This is a genomic window from Pseudomonas sp. NPDC077186, assembly GCF_044543505.1.
In the GTDB taxonomy this organism is placed as follows: Bacteria; Pseudomonadota; Gammaproteobacteria; order Pseudomonadales; family Pseudomonadaceae; genus Aquipseudomonas.
In genome coordinates this window covers 91,476-108,858 of sequence record NZ_JBITWE010000007.1, presented here as the reverse complement: position 1 = coordinate 108,858, position 17,383 = coordinate 91,476, and the positions used below count along the sequence as shown (strand labels likewise).

The 17,383-nt window shown below is 60.2% G+C and carries 13 protein-coding genes and 1 pseudogene; 6 read left to right on the top strand and 8 right to left on the bottom strand.

What is annotated here, in order from left to right; genetic code table 11:
* Positions 1–52 precede the first annotated feature (52 nt).
* Genes ACIGKL_RS22450 through ACIGKL_RS22435 form a run of 4 tightly spaced genes read right to left on the bottom strand, consistent with a single transcriptional unit; the run spans position 53 to position 5,360 of the window.
* Positions 53–1,339 carry a site-specific integrase gene (locus ACIGKL_RS22450; RefSeq protein ID WP_108193586.1) on the bottom strand — a complete coding sequence of 429 codons (1,287 nt, stop codon included), beginning with the start codon at positions 1,337–1,339 and terminating at the stop codon, positions 53–55.
* A complete protein-coding gene (locus tag ACIGKL_RS22445) occupies positions 1,336–1,875 on the bottom strand; it encodes a hypothetical protein (protein ID WP_032489556.1) in 540 nt (179 codons plus the stop codon). The genes ACIGKL_RS22450 and ACIGKL_RS22445 overlap by 4 nt, the downstream gene beginning before the upstream one ends.
* A gap of 1 nt (position 1,876) precedes the next feature.
* Positions 1,877–3,739 (bottom strand): hypothetical protein, encoded by a 1,863-nt coding sequence (locus ACIGKL_RS22440; protein WP_167137546.1) that lies wholly within the window; start codon positions 3,737–3,739, stop codon positions 1,877–1,879.
* Positions 3,732–5,360 carry a hypothetical protein gene (locus tag ACIGKL_RS22435; protein WP_169715795.1) on the bottom strand — a complete coding sequence of 543 codons (1,629 nt, stop codon included), beginning with the start codon at positions 5,358–5,360 and terminating at the stop codon, positions 3,732–3,734. Before ACIGKL_RS22435 ends, ACIGKL_RS22440 begins: the two co-directional genes overlap by 8 nt.
* Before the next feature lie 266 nt (positions 5,361–5,626).
* Here ACIGKL_RS22435 and ACIGKL_RS22430 point away from each other — a divergent pair.
* Positions 5,627–6,178, top strand: a pseudogene (locus ACIGKL_RS22430) (DNA recombination/repair protein RecA); the annotation flags it as partial.
* Positions 6,179–6,189: 11 nt separating this feature from the next.
* Positions 6,190–6,651 (top strand): recombination regulator RecX, encoded by a 462-nt coding sequence (gene recX / locus ACIGKL_RS22425; protein ID WP_021441849.1) that lies wholly within the window; start codon positions 6,190–6,192, stop codon positions 6,649–6,651.
* Between the two features lie 83 nt (positions 6,652–6,734).
* Here recX and ACIGKL_RS22420 read toward each other — a convergent pair whose 3' ends face one another.
* Complete coding sequence (locus ACIGKL_RS22420; RefSeq protein WP_397488631.1) at positions 6,735–7,610, bottom strand: DUF6685 family protein; 876 nt, start codon at positions 7,608–7,610, stop codon at positions 6,735–6,737.
* Positions 7,611–7,751: 141 nt separating this feature from the next.
* On the opposite strand from ACIGKL_RS22420, the gene ACIGKL_RS22415 reads away from it, so the two are divergent.
* Together ACIGKL_RS22415 and ACIGKL_RS22410 are read left to right on the top strand one after the other, a co-directional pair.
* Entirely contained in the window at positions 7,752–7,973 is a 222-nt protein-coding gene (locus ACIGKL_RS22415) for a DUF2835 domain-containing protein (RefSeq protein WP_397488630.1), read from the top strand.
* Between the two features lie 84 nt (positions 7,974–8,057).
* Positions 8,058–9,080 (top strand): quinone-dependent dihydroorotate dehydrogenase, encoded by a 1,023-nt coding sequence (locus tag ACIGKL_RS22410; protein WP_397488629.1) that lies wholly within the window; start codon positions 8,058–8,060, stop codon positions 9,078–9,080.
* A gap of 71 nt (positions 9,081–9,151) precedes the next feature.
* Here ACIGKL_RS22410 and rmf read toward each other — a convergent pair whose 3' ends face one another.
* Positions 9,152–9,367 (bottom strand): ribosome modulation factor, encoded by a 216-nt coding sequence (rmf, locus tag ACIGKL_RS22405; protein WP_003244273.1) that lies wholly within the window; start codon positions 9,365–9,367, stop codon positions 9,152–9,154.
* Between the two features lie 418 nt (positions 9,368–9,785).
* Here rmf and rlmKL point away from each other — a divergent pair, with 418 nt between their 5' ends.
* Positions 9,786–11,963, top strand: a complete 2,178-nt coding sequence (gene rlmKL, locus ACIGKL_RS22400; RefSeq protein WP_397488628.1) for a bifunctional 23S rRNA (guanine(2069)-N(7))-methyltransferase RlmK/23S rRNA (guanine(2445)-N(2))-methyltransferase RlmL — start codon at positions 9,786–9,788, stop codon at positions 11,961–11,963.
* 85 nt (positions 11,964–12,048) lie between these two features.
* On the opposite strand, the gene dacB is transcribed toward rlmKL, so the two are convergent.
* Complete coding sequence (gene dacB / locus ACIGKL_RS22395; RefSeq protein WP_397488627.1) at positions 12,049–13,485, bottom strand: D-alanyl-D-alanine carboxypeptidase/D-alanyl-D-alanine-endopeptidase; 1,437 nt, start codon at positions 13,483–13,485, stop codon at positions 12,049–12,051.
* Between the two features lie 333 nt (positions 13,486–13,818).
* On the opposite strand from dacB, the gene ACIGKL_RS22390 reads away from it, so the two are divergent.
* Positions 13,819–14,160, top strand: a complete 342-nt coding sequence (locus ACIGKL_RS22390) for a YggL family protein (RefSeq protein WP_397488626.1) — start codon at positions 13,819–13,821, stop codon at positions 14,158–14,160.
* A gap of 73 nt (positions 14,161–14,233) precedes the next feature.
* On the opposite strand, the gene ACIGKL_RS22385 is transcribed toward ACIGKL_RS22390, so the two are convergent.
* Complete coding sequence (locus tag ACIGKL_RS22385) at positions 14,234–17,182, bottom strand: HD domain-containing phosphohydrolase (protein ID WP_397488625.1); 2,949 nt, start codon at positions 17,180–17,182, stop codon at positions 14,234–14,236.
* Positions 17,183–17,383: the final 201 nt, after the last annotated feature.

Below are 17,383 nucleotides of genomic sequence, written 5' to 3'. Positions count from 1 at the left end.
GATGCCACTTCCGCTGACCACTCCGGGTTAGAAAAATAGAAGAAGTAGCATTTCAAGAGAGCTTGGCTTGTATCAATGCCGTTATTGCCGTGAGCTTCTCATCAGGGGATCTGTCGTCAGTTGCATCGACAATGCTTTGGATCGCATGGAGGGTCGTGGACGCATTTGGTTCTGCTTTCAGGATGTCTTGTATTTCAGCATCTTGTGTGAGATGGATATAAGTAGAGAGTGTGCTCTTGGATGCGTGGTATGAGTTTTTGCGAGCGATGGCCATCGCTACGTCTAGAATATTGGCTTTCGACATTTTTGAAAGCGTACTGATGTTCTTGGCGACTAATATGGTGAAGTATCGGTGGCGGAAGTTATGATAGGAGATACCTTTGAGGAGTTCTGCGTGTCTTGAAGTCTTGATGACTACGTTGTAATAGGAGTTAAAGGTGGTGCGCGCCAGAGGATATCCAGTATCTTCGCTAACGAATATCCTGTCATGAAGCTCGCTGTGAGGATGGCTGGAACGAGTGAGTAGAACGAATTTGTAGATTTCTTGAAGCTCGGTTCTCGGTATTAGTACCTGGCGTAAGCAACCTTTGTATTTTCCTTTTAAAACGGGGATGTTTGTTACAGGGCCGTTATTTTTATAGGCATTAATAATGGAGCTTGCTGGGATGTTAATGGCTTCTTCTATTCGGCTGCCTGTGTGTTCGAGTAATGTGGCAAGGATGTACCATCTATCAATTATATACTGGTTGGATGTGTAGTCGTGAATTGCTTCATGCCATGCGTTCAGTTCATTGTTTCTTATGAAGCTTGTTGGTTTGGTCGGAGTATCCCTTAGTTCATCTAGGCAGGGATGGGTTAGAAAACGCAGTGGCGTCCGCCTGTTAAGTCTGTAGAAGTCCTCTGTAGCATTAATTTGAAAGTTATGTGCGCGAGGGTCAGTGGTAAGTAGGTTCTGGAATTTGTTTTCTTTTTGCGTGTGCTCTAATAGAGCTAATATGCGTCGGACAATTTTCTTGATTGTGGTCGAGTTTGCCGTTCTAGAGTTTTGTTTGTACTTAACGAAGTCGTAAAGGGTTTCGTCAGTGACATCAAGAATGGTTAACTTGTTGCGTTCTATGTATTTCTGGAAGACGTTTAGAGTATCAGCATGGCTGAACACTGTTTTAATTGCTGGCCGGACCCCATAGCTGTTGGCACCACCGCCGATACTCGTAAGGTAGCTATTGAGCTCCCAGCAAAAGTTTCCTCGGGAGTCAAAAAGCATTGGAAGAGACGGAGGTGTGGTGTGGCCGTGATTAAAAAGGAAGTCAAGACGCGGAGCTTTTGCTACATGTATCATGGTTTCACCAAGGTGAGATGAGCTCTATCAAGTGCCAGGGTGTGGCTTTTCAAAACTTGCTGATATCTGATGTCCTGGCGAGTGTGTTCGTCCACTCTAGCAACCAGTTGCATGTACGCCCTGTAGACTTCGCCTAATGTATTTGTGAGGTAGTCGACTTGATTTTTTAGAGTGGAGATTTCTTCTTGCTGTGAACGCTGGGTTGTTCGCTTTTGAGGTGGGAGGGTTTGTGTGGCGGGCGTGAGGTTGTTGTATGTTTCTAAGGCGGCTGCTAGTTGATCTGAGTATTCAGTGTTGTAGGGTTCTCGCGATGTATTATAAGAGCAAGAAATAACTCCAAGGTCGGCATCTGACCAATTAAGGGCGGACTTGAACGGTATGCCTCTTTTGCTCTTAAGTGCGTCCAGGGAAGGAAGTCTTTGCCGGTCTTCGATTGCTTTTCTAATCAGCAATATTTTGGTAATCAGGCTTTGTGTTTTGGCTTGCTTCTCCTGAAGCTTGGCTGCTGAAGTTTCACCCTTTGAATAACGGCTCATATTATTTACTCGCGTACACAAAGATTTTTTTGTTGTTGATGATTTGGAGTCTTATTTCGCGATGGTTTGCCAGTTCCTGAAGGTGTTCAGATAATAAGGCGTGGTCGCCAAGTTTGATTTCAAGCTCACACTCAGCAAAATTTTCTTGTAGATCTTCGTCGACTAATACGTTTTTGCCTACATGCCCCTCCAAGTAGTCTATTAAGAATTCTAAGGTTTCTCGCTCCCAACCGGGCTGGTTCGCGATATTGGCGTAGTAAAGGGTCACGCTAGGTTCAATGTGCCCCATCATCCAGCGCAATGGTTCAATTTCTGTACTGCCGCTTAGGTAGAAGAAAAAGGCGGCGAAGAAACGCCTGAACTGATGAGGTCGTGCATACCATCTAGTTTCGCCTATCTTAGGTACTTGAATCCAATCGGAGTATTGATCCAGTTTTTTTAGTAGAGTCATTTCACTGCGATCTTTTCCTTTGAATGAGCCGGAGGGCCAGATGGAGGTCATGCCTGGGTGGCGATCCTCCATAAACTCTATGTACTCGTTAATGAAGTCCCAAATGACTTTAGGTATTGGGCGCTTTATAATCTCAAGCTCATGGCTGTTACTGGCTTTCGGGATTTTAAGCTTCAGATCCCACAAGCCATCCAGTTTTGAAATTGTAAGACAGTCAGCGTCGAGCAAGGCGGTACTCAATACTCGGCAAGCTGAAAAAGTATGGATAAGGATGCGTGTTGTGATAGCGTAAAAATCAATTAGTTCATCAGTGGAGATGTGTTCGCGCATAATCGAGTTGCAATAAATACCACCTCTGTTGCTGCCGCACTTACCATATGTTTTAATGTTTAGATGTTGTAGTGCCTTGGGGATTGGTACAGCCTCAAAGGTTTGCTTCTTGAAAATGTGCACATTTGATCTAATTGTGCTTGCGGCATATTTATCTATAATTTCTCTGTTGTAATGGTTGTCCAGTTGCTTTATGTAGGCTCGGATGTGTGGCGCATAGTTGCGATGAAAAACAATAGCATTGCTGATGTAGTGAAATGCAATATTTGTAGGCATCAGTGGGGTTTGGCTTTTATCTACAAATCTGCCGGTCATGCTGTTAATTACATCTGAGATGTCGTGCGTTCCTACCTTAAAGGAATGAATTTGATATTCTTTAGTGGAGTGTAGGTAGGTTAAGTTGGTGCATTTATTTTGGATTGTGGAGATGCTGAGTGTGTCCTCTTCATTCTCTTCATTTGCTGAGTGCGTACAGGTGAATTCCCGGCAGATGTCAGACCTGTTATTTTTAAGTTTCTGGATTAAGATCTTTTGTGTTATGGGTGGTATGTGCATTCCTGAAATGCAGGATGCAATGTTTTCGCGGCCTCTTGGCGTAGGCCCTAACTGCGTGTCGAGATTGAGTAAATTTATCCCCATGAGCGTGAGGTCGTGAGCTTCTAGGAAGGTCTTTATGTCTTCCAGGGTGATATCGGCTAGGGTGACGATTTTAGGGGGCTGATTTAAGCGGTGCCTGGCTTCATACACATGGTCGGCAATTTCAAAAGCCGTTCTAACAAAGCCGACTAATGCGCACGGTCGTTTTGACTTTGAGCTTTCGATGAGGGCTATCGCTGATGATTGTAAATCTCTGATAAATAAATTCCATATCAGATCTGATGTGGATGACCCATCAAATAGCTGGTAGTCAAAGCTAAGCTTTACATAGCGACTGCTGTTCGGATCTTCCGAAACTGTAACCTTGGTGCCGGTGCGAGGAAGATACCACTTCATATTTGAGGAGTTGGGGTGGATCCAACTAGGAAGGATCGCTTGGGAGGTTGCTGTAGATGGAGAGCTCTTCTTGATTTTTTCATTATTCATTTACGTGTACCTCAAGAAGCTCAAAGTTCATTGGTATCGGAGTAGCGTCCGCCAGTAGCTTGATCATCTTTCGACTGCCTTCGTCTTGGATTTTTGTGATGATTTTCTTGCAAGTCGAGATGAGCTCTTGTTTTGTCCCATATGTCGCGTAAGAGACTATCAACCCAATTGCTTCTGGTGAGCAAAGGAAACAGAATACTTGACCTGGGTTGTGGGTTGTCGTGTGGCGGCTGTTAGTTCTTAAAAATTTCACAGCCTCGATAAACTGCATCTTGGCGCACTCGTAATTATTATTCTTAATGCGGGGGGAGTGGGTTGAGATATCTTCTGCTATTAGTAGTTGAATTTTTTGATGGTCACGTATTCTCTTTCGGTAAACAAATTCTTGAATTGAAGGTGGGATGTAGTTTCTCAGGGCTGTTAGCAGGGAATTTCCTAGGTAAATGGTCGTTTCCAAAGTGTCTCCACCACTCTCAATCCATTTCAGCAGTCCTCGTGAAACCCTAATTTTAGGCATGGTTGGTTCAGCTTCAGCTACCCATGAAGGCAGCGAATCAATGATTGCTTTGAAAGTGTTTTTACGTCTCGTGTCTAAGATACGGTAGAGGTGTTCATCCCCGTGGCGAGTGGGGCTAGAACCATCCATGACGAAAAGATAGTTGGAATTCAAGGCTTTGGAGTGCTGGACTCTCATTTGCAATAGCATCCATAGCGCAGTATGGGCGTCTATACTTTCTGCATCGATTTCAATCTCGTCCGTAGCTTTTGGTGCGTGGCGCTCAATTAATTTGTTAGCCCTAGGTTTAAGGGTGGTGATAGTTATGCCGCCATCTTCTCGGATGGTGACAAATTGACCATCTTTTGTTTTCTTGACTTGGGCATTTGCTAAGTCGAAAACATTTATCCCGAGTTCGTCAATGATGATGCACATGGCCGCCACAGCAAACTCTTCGGTAATTCCCAGGTAGGATTTGATTTTCGTAGTAGACCAGGAATAAATGTGGTGCGCGCCAGGGAAAGATTTGCGTGTAAATAGACCATCTTGTTCTGTGGCTAGGTACGCAACAGAGTTGCTGAAGCCATTTGGATGTGATGGTGAGAAAAAGCTTATATGTTGGCCAGAGCGAGATCCTCTCAGGTTAGGATCTAGGTTGTCTTTTGTGAGTCGGATGGCGGCCACATCGCTTCTGCGAATCATGCCTGGAACTTCCAAAAACCGTGCATAACCCTCTGCTACAATGCGCTTGCATTTGGAGAGAATGACAGTTCTATGTTTTTCGATTTGATGGGCAATCTCGTTAAGAGCGTTTTCCATTGAATTCGCTTGAATGGCATGTTCCAAGGTCAGATAGCCAAGAATGTTGCATTCTTTTTCTGAGAATACGTCTGTCGAGTTTGGGACTGGTAGGATCAGCGCATTGCTAGGTAGCTTTTTGGCTTTTTGAAGCCTGTTCAAGTAATAACGAACGGCGGTGTAGTCAGAGATGACGGTGACTTCTTTGATTGGCTTGCCTGTAATTTCGGATATTGCACTGCGTCGATGAGAGAGAAATTGGCGGCAAGCATTGGTGATTGCCACAGGGTTCCGATACCACTCTGAATCAAGTTCGTGAGCGATCATGAAAAAAACGCGGATGAGGGGCGCCCGGCGCTTCGGAGGATGCTTTTCTACCCAGATTAGGATGTCCTCAGGGCAGCAAGCCCTGATACTATCGACCAAATCTTCCCGCATCCTGCTCATCGCTTTCCTACCTGAAATTGGTTCAGATAGACAGTGTAGTCAGGGATAGGGCTTCCGTAAGGGTAAAGTGTATGAACAGTATGGCTTTGCAACGTGTTGGTTTCTCAGGCGCCAGCCTATATGAACCCAAATCCGTACTGCTTCCCCTCCAGGCCCGTCTGATGAGCCAGGCGCTGCGCAAGATCACCGGCAACATCAAGAATGCCAACTGCCTGGTGATCTTCATCAACCAGATCCGCATGAAGATCGGCGTGATGTTCGGCAGCCCGGAAACCACCACCGGCGGTAACGCGCTGAAGTTCTACTCTTCGGTGCGCCTGGACATCCGCCGCACCGGCGCGGTGAAGGAAGGCGAGGAAGTGGTGGGCAGCGAAACCCGCGTGAAGATCGTCAAGAACAAGGTTGCGCCTCCTTTCCGCCAGGCGGAGTTCCAGATCCTCTACGGCAAGGGCATCTACCGCAACGGCGAGATCATCGACCTGGGCGTGCAGCAGGGCCTGGTGGAGAAATCCGGCGCCTGGTACAGCTACCAGGGCAACAAGATCGGCCAGGGCAAGGCCAACGCGGCCAAATACCTGGAAGACAACCCGGAAGTGGCGCGCGCCATCGAGGGCCAGGTTCGCGAGAAGCTGCTGGTCGGCGGTGCACCGGTGAAAGCCTCGGCCGATGACCTGGCCGACGCCGAAGTCGACTTCTAAGCCCGCGCAGCATGTCCGTGGTGCTGGATAACCCGCTCGCCGTCAGGCGGGCGGCCATGGATCTGCTGGCGCGGCGCGAACATGGGCGGGTAGAGCTGACGCGCAAGCTGCGCAAACGCGGCGCACCCGAGGCGCTGATCGAGGCTGCATTGCAGCGTTTGGCCGAAGAGGGCCTGCTCTCGGAGGCGCGTTACCTGGAAAGCTTCGTCGCCTACCGCGCCCGTGCCGGCTATGGCCCGCAGCGCATTCGCGAAGAGCTGGGCCAGCGCGGGCTGGCGCGCGGCGATATCGACCAGGCGCTGCGCGACAGCGGCATCGACTGGTTCGAACAGCTGCGCGAGACCTGGCAGCGCAAGTACGGCGGCCAACTGCCGGGCGATGTTCGCGAGCGCGCCCAGCAGGGGCGCTTTCTCGCCTATCGCGGTTATTCCTTGGAGATGATCGGCCGTCTATTACGCGGTTGCGACGAGTAATCGCAGGGTGCGCTGTGCGCACCAGCTCGGATGGTATGGCCGGTGCGCGCAGCGCACCCTACGCGAATGGGCCCGTCACCGGGTTACAGAGCCAGCTGGCGCAGATAACCCAGTACGTCGGGGGCGCCGGCCAGGCGCAGGCCTTCGCCGAGGGCGGTGGCCTGCGGATGTTCCTTGGGCAACAGGAGGAATTCCGGTGCGCCGGCGGTCTTCAGCAGCGACAGGCGCGCATAGGGCAGGCCGTTATCCAGCAGCAGGCCCATGAAGTGCGGGTCGCTCCAGGCTTCGCCCGGCATGGCCAGCACGTGGTAGCGCAGCTGCAGGTTTTCCAGCCCGCTGGCGCTCAGCCGGTAACGGGTCAGGTTGGCCGGCAACAGCACCTCCAGGCCGCGCCTGCGGGCATAGACGATGGCTCCGGCGAAGGCTTCGCCCTGCTGCTCGCCGGCCCAGAAGGTACGGGCGCCGTGCCAGCCGGCCTGACGCAACTCGACGGCCTCGCCGGCGAGAAAACGCGGCAAGGCCTGACTGATGGTCTTGACGAAATCCTTGTAGCTGATGATGCGCACCTGCTTGCAGTGCTCGCTCGCCGCATAGTCCTCGAAGCTGGCGTAGCCGTGCTGGCTGCTCGCGTTGCAGGCGAAACCGTCGACCAGGCGCAGGTCGAAGGCTTGCAGGTGTTGGCGTTCGGTCGTCACCACCTGGGTCAGGGCAGCATGGGCCTGGGCCTTGTCTTCCTGCACCGGACCCGAGAGTGCGCCGCGTGGCAGGTCGACCAGGCGTTGCAGGGGCGGTCCCTCGTGCCAGCAGATGCTCGTCCCGGGCGGCGGCAGCACCCGGAACGGCAGGCGCAGCGCGCTGGCGCGGGCGAATATCTGCCGCGAGCCGCGACCGATCAGCCCCAGGCGTTGGGCCAGAGCGGTCAGGCGGGTGCTGAGGGTTGAGGGCTCGGACAGGCTCATGGCCGGCAGGTCGCTCCAGGGGCGTCTACAGCAGTGTGGCAGACGCCGGTAGCTCCTGCTCGCGCGGCACAGCGCGACGCGTCAGCGGCGGCGGAACGGGTCTGTGGCAAAATAGCCGCATTCATTTGCGAGGGTGCCTCCATGCCCAGCTTGGTGCTGGATATTGCGTTATCGGCCGAACGGTTGCAGGCCGTCTACCGCGGCCATGCCAACCGGATTATGGCGCAAAGCCGCGACGGCCGCCGCGTCAGTTTGCCGGCCCACCATTTGCGGCCCTATCTGACCCACGAGGGGATCTATGGTTCCTTCGTGCTGGAGTTCAGTGCCGCCGGCGAGTTGCTGAGCTTACGCCCTTTGCCCTGATCCGGCGCACCCGCCTCGCGCCGGGGCGCCGCGCGCGGCTATAATCGCCGGCCTGCCCCCTCATCTATCGAGCTAAGCCTGCCCATGTACTCCCTGGCCCGCGAGCTGCTGTTCAAACTGTCCCCGGAAACCTCCCACGAGCTGTCCATCGACCTGATCGGCGCCGGTGGCCGCCTGGGCCTCAACGGCCTGCTGAGCAAGGCGCCGGCCAGCCTGCCGACCACGGTAATGGGCCTGCAGTTCGCCAACCCCGTGGGCCTGGCCGCCGGCCTGGACAAGAACGGCGACGCCATCGACGGCTTCGCCCAGCTGGGCTTCGGCTTCGTCGAGATCGGCACCGTCACCCCGAGGGCGCAGCCGGGCAACCCCAAGCCGCGGCTGTTCCGCCTGCCGGAGGCCGAGGCGGTGATCAACCGCATGGGCTTCAACAACCTGGGCGTCGACCACCTGCTGCAACGGGGGCAGGCGGCGAAGTTCAAGGGCGTGCTGGGGATCAATATCGGCAAGAACTTCGATACCCCGGTCGAGCGTGCGGTAGACGACTACCTGGCCTGCCTGGACAAGGTCTATGCCCACGCCAGCTATGTCACGGTCAACGTCAGTTCGCCGAATACCCCCGGCCTGCGCAGTCTGCAGTTCGGCGACTCGCTCAAGGAACTGCTCGAAGCCCTGCGCCAGCGCCAGGAGAACCTGGCCCAGCAGCACGGCAAGCGCGTGCCGCTGGCGATCAAGATCGCCCCGGACATGAGCGACGAGGAAACCGCGCTGGTGGCCGCGGCGCTGCTGGAGGCGGGAATGGATGCGGTGATCGCCACCAACACCACCCTCGGCCGCGAAGGCGTCGAAGGCCTTGCCCATGGCGACGAGGCCGGCGGGCTGTCGGGTGCGCCGGTGCGCGACAAGAGCACGCATATCGTCAAGGTGCTGGCCGGCGAGCTGGGCGGGCGTTTGCCGATCATCGCGGTCGGCGGCATCACCGAGGGCAGGCATGCGGCGGAGAAGATCGCCGCCGGTGCGAGCCTGGTGCAGATCTATTCGGGATTCATCTACAAGGGCCCGGCGCTGATTCGCGAGGCGGTGGATGCCATTGCGGCATTGCGCAAATAAAGAGGGCTCCCGAAGGAGCCCCTGGGCTTGCGCCCGCCGCCCGGAGGGGGTCGGCATGGTGAAGTTGGAATTCAGCCGACAGCGTGAAGTTCGTTGAGTCGATGAATACCGGCGGTGCCGGTCAGCCCATCCCAGTTGTCGCCGCGGCCCTCGCGCCAGCCATTGAGCCAGGCTTGACGTACCGAAGGCAGGGTGAAGGGGCAAAGTTCGCGGGATTTACCATTGATGCCGTACTGATAGCCGCGCAAAAAAGCTCGTTCTAACGGATCACGCTTAAGTCTTCTCATAGGGTGTTGCCCTCACTGTTGACTGTTATGTCCCGTTGGCCTTGTGGCAAGGCCGGGCAGAGAGTCTTCTGCCTGCGAAAGTTCGCTGCCGGCGTGGCGAACTTTCTATGCCCTCGCCGTTGCAGCGAAAGCCTTAAGTGGTGTTCTAACGAATGCGCTGGGGCCTGTGAATGATCGATTTGTCATAAGGGCGTAACCTAAACGAGGGTGAGGCCATAAGGGCGCTGGGCATATGTCCAGCGTCTTCCGGCCAGGCGCCGTGGGGCCTGGCCGCAGGCGGCAGTGGCGTCATTGTGCTAGTGCAAATGAGACTGCTTGCTTATTCCGACGAAGGGTCGCGATGTGACGTTTTGTCACTTATTTTGAGTCGAGGCGCGCAGGTCGCGCCTCCCTGATTGCCATAGGCACTGGAAAGTCCATGTCGGATCGTTACGAAATCGTTCTCACCTGCCCCAAGGGGCTCGAAGGCCTGCTGCTGGAAGAGGCCAAGGCGCTGGGCCTGGAGGAGGCGCGCGAGCAGACCGCCGCGGTGCGCGGCCAGGCCGAGCTGGAGACCGCCTACCGCCTGTGCCTGTGGTCGCGCCTGGCCAACCGCGTGCTGTTGGTGCTGGCGCGCTTCTCCATGAGCAACGCCGACGACCTCTACGAGGGCGTCCAGGCGGTGGACTGGCGCGATCACCTGGAGCCGGCCGGCAGCCTGGCGGTGGAGTTCAGCGGCCACGGCTCGGGCATCGACAACAGCCACTTCGGCGCGCTCAAGGTCAAGGACGCCATCGTCGACCGCCTGCGCACCAACAGCGGCGAGCGCCCCAGCATCGACAAGCTCAACCCGGATCTGCGCGTGCATCTGCGCCTGGACCGTGGCGAGGCCGTGCTGTCGCTGGATCTCTCGGGCCATAGCCTGCACCAGCGCGGCTACCGCCTGCAGCAGGGCGCCGCGCCGCTCAAGGAGAACCTCGCCGCCGCGGTGCTGATCCGCGCCGGCTGGCCGCGCATCGCCGCCGAGGGCGGGGCCCTGGCCGACCCCATGTGCGGCGTCGGCACCTTCCTCATCGAGGCGGCGCTGATGGCCGCCGATATCGCCCCCAACCTGCGGCGCGAGCGCTGGGGCTTCTCCAACTGGCTCGGCCATGTGCCGGCGCTGTGGAAGAAGCTGCATGCCGAGGCCGAGCAACGCGCTGCCGCCGGCCTGGCCAAGTCGCCGCTGTGGATTCGCGGCTATGAGGCCGACCCGCGACTGATCCAGCCCGGACGCAACAACGTCGAGCGTGCCGGCCTGTCCGACTGGGTGAAGATCTACCAGGGCGAGCTGGGCAGCTTCGAGCCGCGCCCGGACCAGAACCAGAAGGGCCTGGTGATCAGCAACCCGCCCTATGGCGAGCGTCTGGGCGACGAAGCCAGCCTGCTGTACCTCTACCAGAACCTCGGCGAGCGCCTGCGCCAGGCCTGCTTGGGCTGGGAGGCGGCGGTGTTCACCGGCGCGCCGGAACTGGGCAAGCGCATGGGCCTGCGCAGCCACAAGCAGTACGCCTTTTGGAACGGCGCATTGCCCTGCAAGTTGCTGCTGATCAAGGTGCAGACCGAGCAGTTCGTCACCGGCGAGCGGCGCGGACGCGAGGAGGCGGAGCCTGCGGCCGAAGCAGCGCCGCAGGCACGCCTGTCCGAAGGCGGGCAGATGTTCGCCAATCGCCTGCAGAAGAACCTCAAGCAACTGGGCAAGTGGGCGCGTCGCGAGGGCGTGGAGTGCTACCGCCTGTACGATGCCGACATGCCCGAGTACGCCCTGGCGGTGGATCTGTACCGCGACTGGGTGCACGTGCAGGAATATGCCGCGCCGCGCTCGATCGATCCGGACAAGGCCCAGGCGCGTCTGCTCGACGCCCTGGCGGCGATTCCCCAGGCCCTCGGCGTGGCGCAGAACCGGGTGGCGATCAAGCGCCGCGAGCGGCAGAGCGGCAGCAAGCAGTATCAGCGCCAGGCCGCCCAGGGCCAGTTCATGGAGGTCAGCGAGGGCGGGGTCAAGCTGCTGGTCAACCTCACCGATTACCTCGATACCGGGCTGTTCCTCGATCACCGTCCGCTGCGCCTGCGCATCCAGCGCGAGGCGGCCGGCAAGCGCTTCCTCAACCTGTTCTGCTACACCGCCACGGCCACCGTGCATGCGGCCAAGGGCGGCGCGCGCAGCACCACCAGCGTCGACCTGTCGAAGACCTACCTGGACTGGGCGCGGCGCAACCTGGCGCTTAACGGGTTTTCCGACAAGCACCGCCTGGAGCAGGGCGACGTGATGGCCTGGCTGGCCGAGGATCGCAACGAGTACGAGCTGATCTTCATCGACCCGCCGACCTTCTCCAACTCCAAGCGCATGGAGGGGGTGTTCGACGTGCAGCGCGACCACGTCGAGCTGCTCGACCTGGCCATGGCGCGCCTGGCCCGCGGCGGGGTGCTGTACTTCTCCAACAACTTCCGCAAGTTCCAGCTCGACGAGGGCCTGGCCGCGCGTTACCAGGTCGAGGAGATCAGCGCGCAGACCCTCGACCCCGACTTCGCCCGCAACCCGAAGATCCACCGCGCCTGGCGTTTCAGCGCGCGCTAGCCGCTAGCTAGCCCGGATGCCCTTCGGGAACTGTGGGAGGCGCTTCAGCGGCGACCGTCGCGGCTGAAGCCCCTCCCACAGATATTCAGCGCTTCGGCTGTTTGTAGGTCTCCAGCAGCACCTGGTCGAGGATCGAGGTGGCGCCCCAGGGCTTGGGGTCGTTGAGGATCGCCACCACCGCCCAGTCCTGGCCGTTGCTGTCGCGGCTGTAGCCGGCGATGGCGCGCACGTTGTTGAGGGTGCCGGTCTTGATATGCGCCTCGCCCACCAGCGGGGTGCGGCGCAGGCGCTTGCGCATGGTGCCGTCCAGCGCCACCAGCGGCATCGAGCTGCGGAACTCGGCGGCATAGGGGCTGCGCCAGGCGGCCTGGAGGATGGCCGCCATCTCCCTTGCGCTGATGCGTTCGGCACGCGACAGGCCGGAGCCGTTCTCCATCACCAGGTGCGGCGCGGTGATGCCCTTGCGCGCCAGCCAGCTGCGGATCACCCGCTGCGCGGCCATGGCGTCGTCCTGGTCGGCGGCGGTGCGAAACTGCGCGCCGAGGCTGAGGAACAGCTGCCGGGCCATGGTGTTGTTGCTGTACTTGTTGATGTCGCGGACGATCTCCACCACGTCCGGGGAATAGGCGCGCACCAGCAGGCGAGCCTTGTCCGGCACTTCGGCGAGGCGATCCTTGCCGAGGATCTTGCCGCCCAGCTCCTGCCAGATGCCGCGCACGGCGCCGGCGGCGTAGCTGGGGTGGTCGAGCAGCGACAGGTAGGTCTGCGCGCTGCAGCCGTCGGCCAACTGGCCGCTGACGATCAGGGTGGTGCCGTCGTACTGCTTCACGGCGTTGTAGCGCACGTCGGGCCAGGCCGGGCAGGGCGCGGCCTTGAGCAGCTTGACCTGGTTGTCGATGCGCACCGTGGCGATCGGCGGGTCCATGGCGACCTGTATCTTGCCGCCTTCGGCGCGGGTGATGAAGCGCTGCGCCTTGAGGTTGACCAGCAGCGAGTCGGGCGCCACCAGGAAGGGCTTGTTGGCGTCGCCGCCGTCGTCGTTGAAGGCCGGCAATTGCGGCGCGACGAAGAAGCTGCGGTCGAGCACTAGGTCGCCCTGCACCTGACGCACGCCGTTGAGGCGCAGATCGCGCAGCAGCAGCCAGAGCTTCTCCATGTTCAGCTTGGGATCGCCGCCGCCCTTGAGGTAGAGGTTGCCGTGCAGCACGCCGTCCTTGACCGGGCCGTCGGCGTAGAACTCGGTCGTCCACTGGTGGTTGGGGCCGAGCAGCTCCAGCGCGGCGTAGGTGGTCACCAGCTTCATGGTGGAGGCCGGGTTGACCGAGACATCGGCATTGAACTGCAGGCCGCCGCCCTGGCCGGCCAGCGGCAGGGTCACTACCGCCAGCGAGTGATTGGAGATCTTGTTGGCCTTCAGTGCCTGCTCGACCTTGGCCGGCAGGGCGCCGCCGGCGGCGTGGCAGGTGAGGGCGAGGGGTAGAAGCACGGCGCTCAGCGCCAGTTGGCGAAACCGCTGAATCATGATGAAAAACCTTGCGCACTGAGGCGGCGACAGCAAAGGGGTGAAGCGGATTTCCGTACGCCGGGTCGCCGAGCGAGCGCCATTGCGTGCGAGAACCCAAGGACGTTCTGAAAAGACCATTTACCGTCACTCCCGCGAAGGCGGGAGCCCAGGTACTACGGAGGCTCTGGATTCCCGCCTGCGCGGGAATGACGACTATTTCAGCGTTTCCCTAACGACAGCCAGCCGCCGGGAAAAGTTGCCGCACATTATGCCGCAAGGTGGCAGGGCAGCGAGCGACAAGTCGGGCGATCTGCTAGAGTGCCGCGCGTTATCACCTCTGAGGATTGTTTCATGGCGACCAACCGTTCCCGCCGTCTGCGCAAGAAGCTCTGTGTCGATGAATTCCAGGAGCTGGGCTTCGAGCTGACCCTGAACTTCAAGGCCGACCTGAACGACCAGACCGTCGATGCCTTCATCGACCAGTTCCTCGCTCAGGCCATCGCCGGCAACGGCCTGGATTACGTCGGCGGCGAAGACTACGGTCTGGTCTGCCTGGCCAAGCGCGGCTCGGTCGACGAGGCGCAGCGCACCGCCGTCGAGGCCTGGCTGAAGGGCCGCGACGAGCTGCAGGGCTTCGAGATCAGCCCGCTGCTGGACGTCTGGTACCCGGAAAACCCGATCAACCCGGCGTGATCCGCGTGCGGCGCCGGATGCTCCGGCGCCGCCTCTCCCGGATCAGCCGTTCGGCCGATCCAGGCCACGGCCGTCAGGCCAGCCCCGCCTTCTCCAGCAACGCCTGCTCGTCCACCGCATCGATCTGCTCGGCCAGCATGAACCGCTCGGCATAGCGCCGGTAGATGCCGGCGCGGATGAACAGGGCGAACAGCGGCGGGTCGATGTGCGCGCCCTGGCACATGCCGACCATGATGTTCAGCGCCTCCGACAGCGTCTTGCCCTTCTTGTAGGGGCGATCCACTGCGGTCAGCGCCTCGAAGATATCGGCAATCGCCATCATCCGTGCCGGCAGGCTCATCTCGTCGCGCGTCAGGCGCTTGGGATAGCCCGTGCCGTCCATCTTCTCGTGGTGGCCGCCGGCGATCTCGGCGACGTTCTGCAGGTGCTTGGGAAAGGGCAGCCGGCCGAGCATGAGGATGGTCTGCACGATGTGGTGGTTGATGATGTAGCGCTCCTCGGCGGTCAGGGTGCCGCGGGCGATGCTCAGGTTGTGCAGCTCGCCGCGATTGAACTTGTGCGGCGGCACCTCCAGCTTGAAGCCCCAGGGGTTGTCCGGGGCGATCAGCTCCTGCGCCGGGCGCTCGATCAGGTGCTCGGCCTTGTCCGCCAGCAGCGCTTCTGCCACCGGCAGGCTGGGCGCCGGGCTGCGCTGCTGGCGCTTGGCCTCTTCCCAGGACACGCCCAGGCGGTCGTCGAGGGTGCGTAGCCAGGTGCGTTCGGCGATCTGCTTGAGGCGCGCCTGGTCGGCCTCGGCCATGGCCTCGCCGCCGAGGTTGGTGCGCGCGACGAAGGCGAATTCCTCGTCCAGCTCGGTCAGCAGCTGCTCGCGCAGCGCCGTCAGCGCGGCGTCTTCGCCACCCTCGGCGCGGCCTTGCCAGTAGGCGATCCAGGCGTCGCGCTTGAGCACCTCGAAGCGCATGCGCACCTCGTGGATGCGGTCGTACAGGGTCTCCAGCTTGGTCGCCTTGTCCACCACGTATTCCGGGGTGGTGACCTTGCCGCAGTCGTGCAGCCAGGCGGCGATATGCAGCGCCTCCCATTCCTCGTCGCTGGGCCGGTAGTCGCGAAATTCCGGGGCGTCGCTGGCGGCGGCGGCGCGGGCGAGCATCAGGGTGATTTCCGGCACCCGCTGGCAGTGGCCGCCGGTGTAGGGACTCTTGGCGTCGATGGCGCCGGCGATCAGCTGGATGAAGGCGTCGAGCAGCTGCTTCTGCCGGGCCAGCAGGCGCTGGCTCTCGATGCACAGCGCGGCGCTGCCGGACACCGCGTCGACGAAGGCCAGTCGTTCCGGGCGCAGCATGCTGTCGCCGTCGCCGTTGTCGCGCTGCAGCAGCACCAGCACGCCGACGGTGTCGCCCTGGCGGTTGTGCAGGCCGGCGGCGATCAGGTGCAGGCGCGGGCTGTCCAGCGCCGAGAGCAGGCCGCGAAAGCTGCCGGCCTGGTCGAAGCCGAGGGACATGGCGACGCTGGCGCCGCCGCTGGCCGGCCCGCGCAGCCAGTCGGGCAGGTCGGCGTCGTCCAGGGCGAAGCCCTGCAGGCCCCGCTCGCCCAGGTCATGGGCTTGGCCGTCGAGCACCAGGCCCTGGGGTTCGAGGCGGCCGCTGTCGGCGTCGAGCAGGTAGATCACCCCGCCCTGCGCCTCGCTGATCGCCACGGTGGCGTCCATCACCCGGCGTAGCAGGGCGTCGAAGCGGGTTTCCGCCGAGAGGCTGGCGGCGATGTCGAGGAAGCGGCCGAGGGTGTCCTTCATCCGCGTCATCGACACCGCCAGTTGATCGACTTCGAGTATCGGCGAACGGCCGCTGGCCGGGTGGTCGAAGTCGAAGCGGCGAATCGCCTCGGCCTCCTGCACCAGCGCGCGCAGCGGTTTGACCACCAGGCGCGAGGCCAGCCAGCCCAGCGGCAGGCACAGCAGCAGGGTGGTGAGGGTGATCAACGCGCCCTGCCAGCGGATGCGGTAGGCGTCGGCGAGCAGTTCGCGCTCGGGCACCAGCAGCGCCAGGTGCAGGCCCTGCGGTCCGCCCTCTTGGATATGCCGGTGGGCCATGGCCCAGCGCTGCTGGGCCAGCACCACGGTGCCCTGGTCGCGTTCGTTGAGTTCGCCGTCGAGCAGCTCGCCCAGCACCGGGTTGATCTCGCGCACCTTGACCAGGCGCTTGCTGTCGCCCTCGACGCGGATCAGCCGGCTGCTGTCGGGGTAGGCCACGGCGTTGCCCTCGGCGTCGGCCAGCACCAGGTCGCTGTTGGGGGTGACGCGGTGTTCGGCGAGGGTGGCGGACAGATCGGCCAGGGTCAGGTCGGCGCCGAGCACCGCGGTCAGGCTGCTGCGCCGGGCCAGGGTGGTGCCGACCTCCTCGGTGGAGAAGAACACGTAGGGCGCGGTGGTGATCTGCCCGCCGTCGCCGCGGGCGCGCTGGTACCAGTCGCGGCTGCGCGGGTCGTAGCTTTCCTTGAGGCGCTGGCGACGGCTGAGCTGGTTCAGCGAGCCGTCGTAGAACAGGTAGTAGGCCTCGGTGCCGGTGGCGCTGCGGTCGATCGACCAGATCTGGTAGGCGGCGCCGGACGGGGCGTCGAAGCGCTGCTTGAGGGCGTCGCTGCGCAGCGGGCGAACCATGAAGAAGTCGCCGTCGTCGTAGCCCAGGTACAGCGAGCCGAGCTTGGGGTTGTCGCGCAGGGCCTGGACGAAGGGGCGCAGCAGGGCCAGGCGGGCCTCCAGGTCGTCGCCCTGGGTGGCCGGGTCGAGGGTCAGCAGGCTGAGCAGGTGGCGGATCGGCCGGTAGGTGCTGTCCAGGTCCTGTTGCACGTCGTGCTGGATGCGCTCGAACAGCTTGGCGCTGCTGGAGACGATCATCTGGCTGGTCTGCTGGTAGTTGAACAGCCCCAGTACCGCGCCGGTGAGCAGCAACAGCAGGGTGAACAGGGCGCTGATATGGACGTGTAACGGGAAGCGACGCTCGCGCGGAACGGCGGGTTTGGGCATCGCACTTCACTCCTTGGATGGCGCTGCGGGCAGAGCAAGCATAGTGAAGAGTGGCCGGGCCTGCTTGGCCGTTGGCTGTCTAGGCCGCAGCGTAGGGTGCGCTGTGCGCACCACGCCCCTTGTATGCTGAACCACTGCTTTTGTAGGAGCGGATTTATCCGCGAATGCGCGGGTTGAGACGGCGCTGCTGCGCGACTGCAA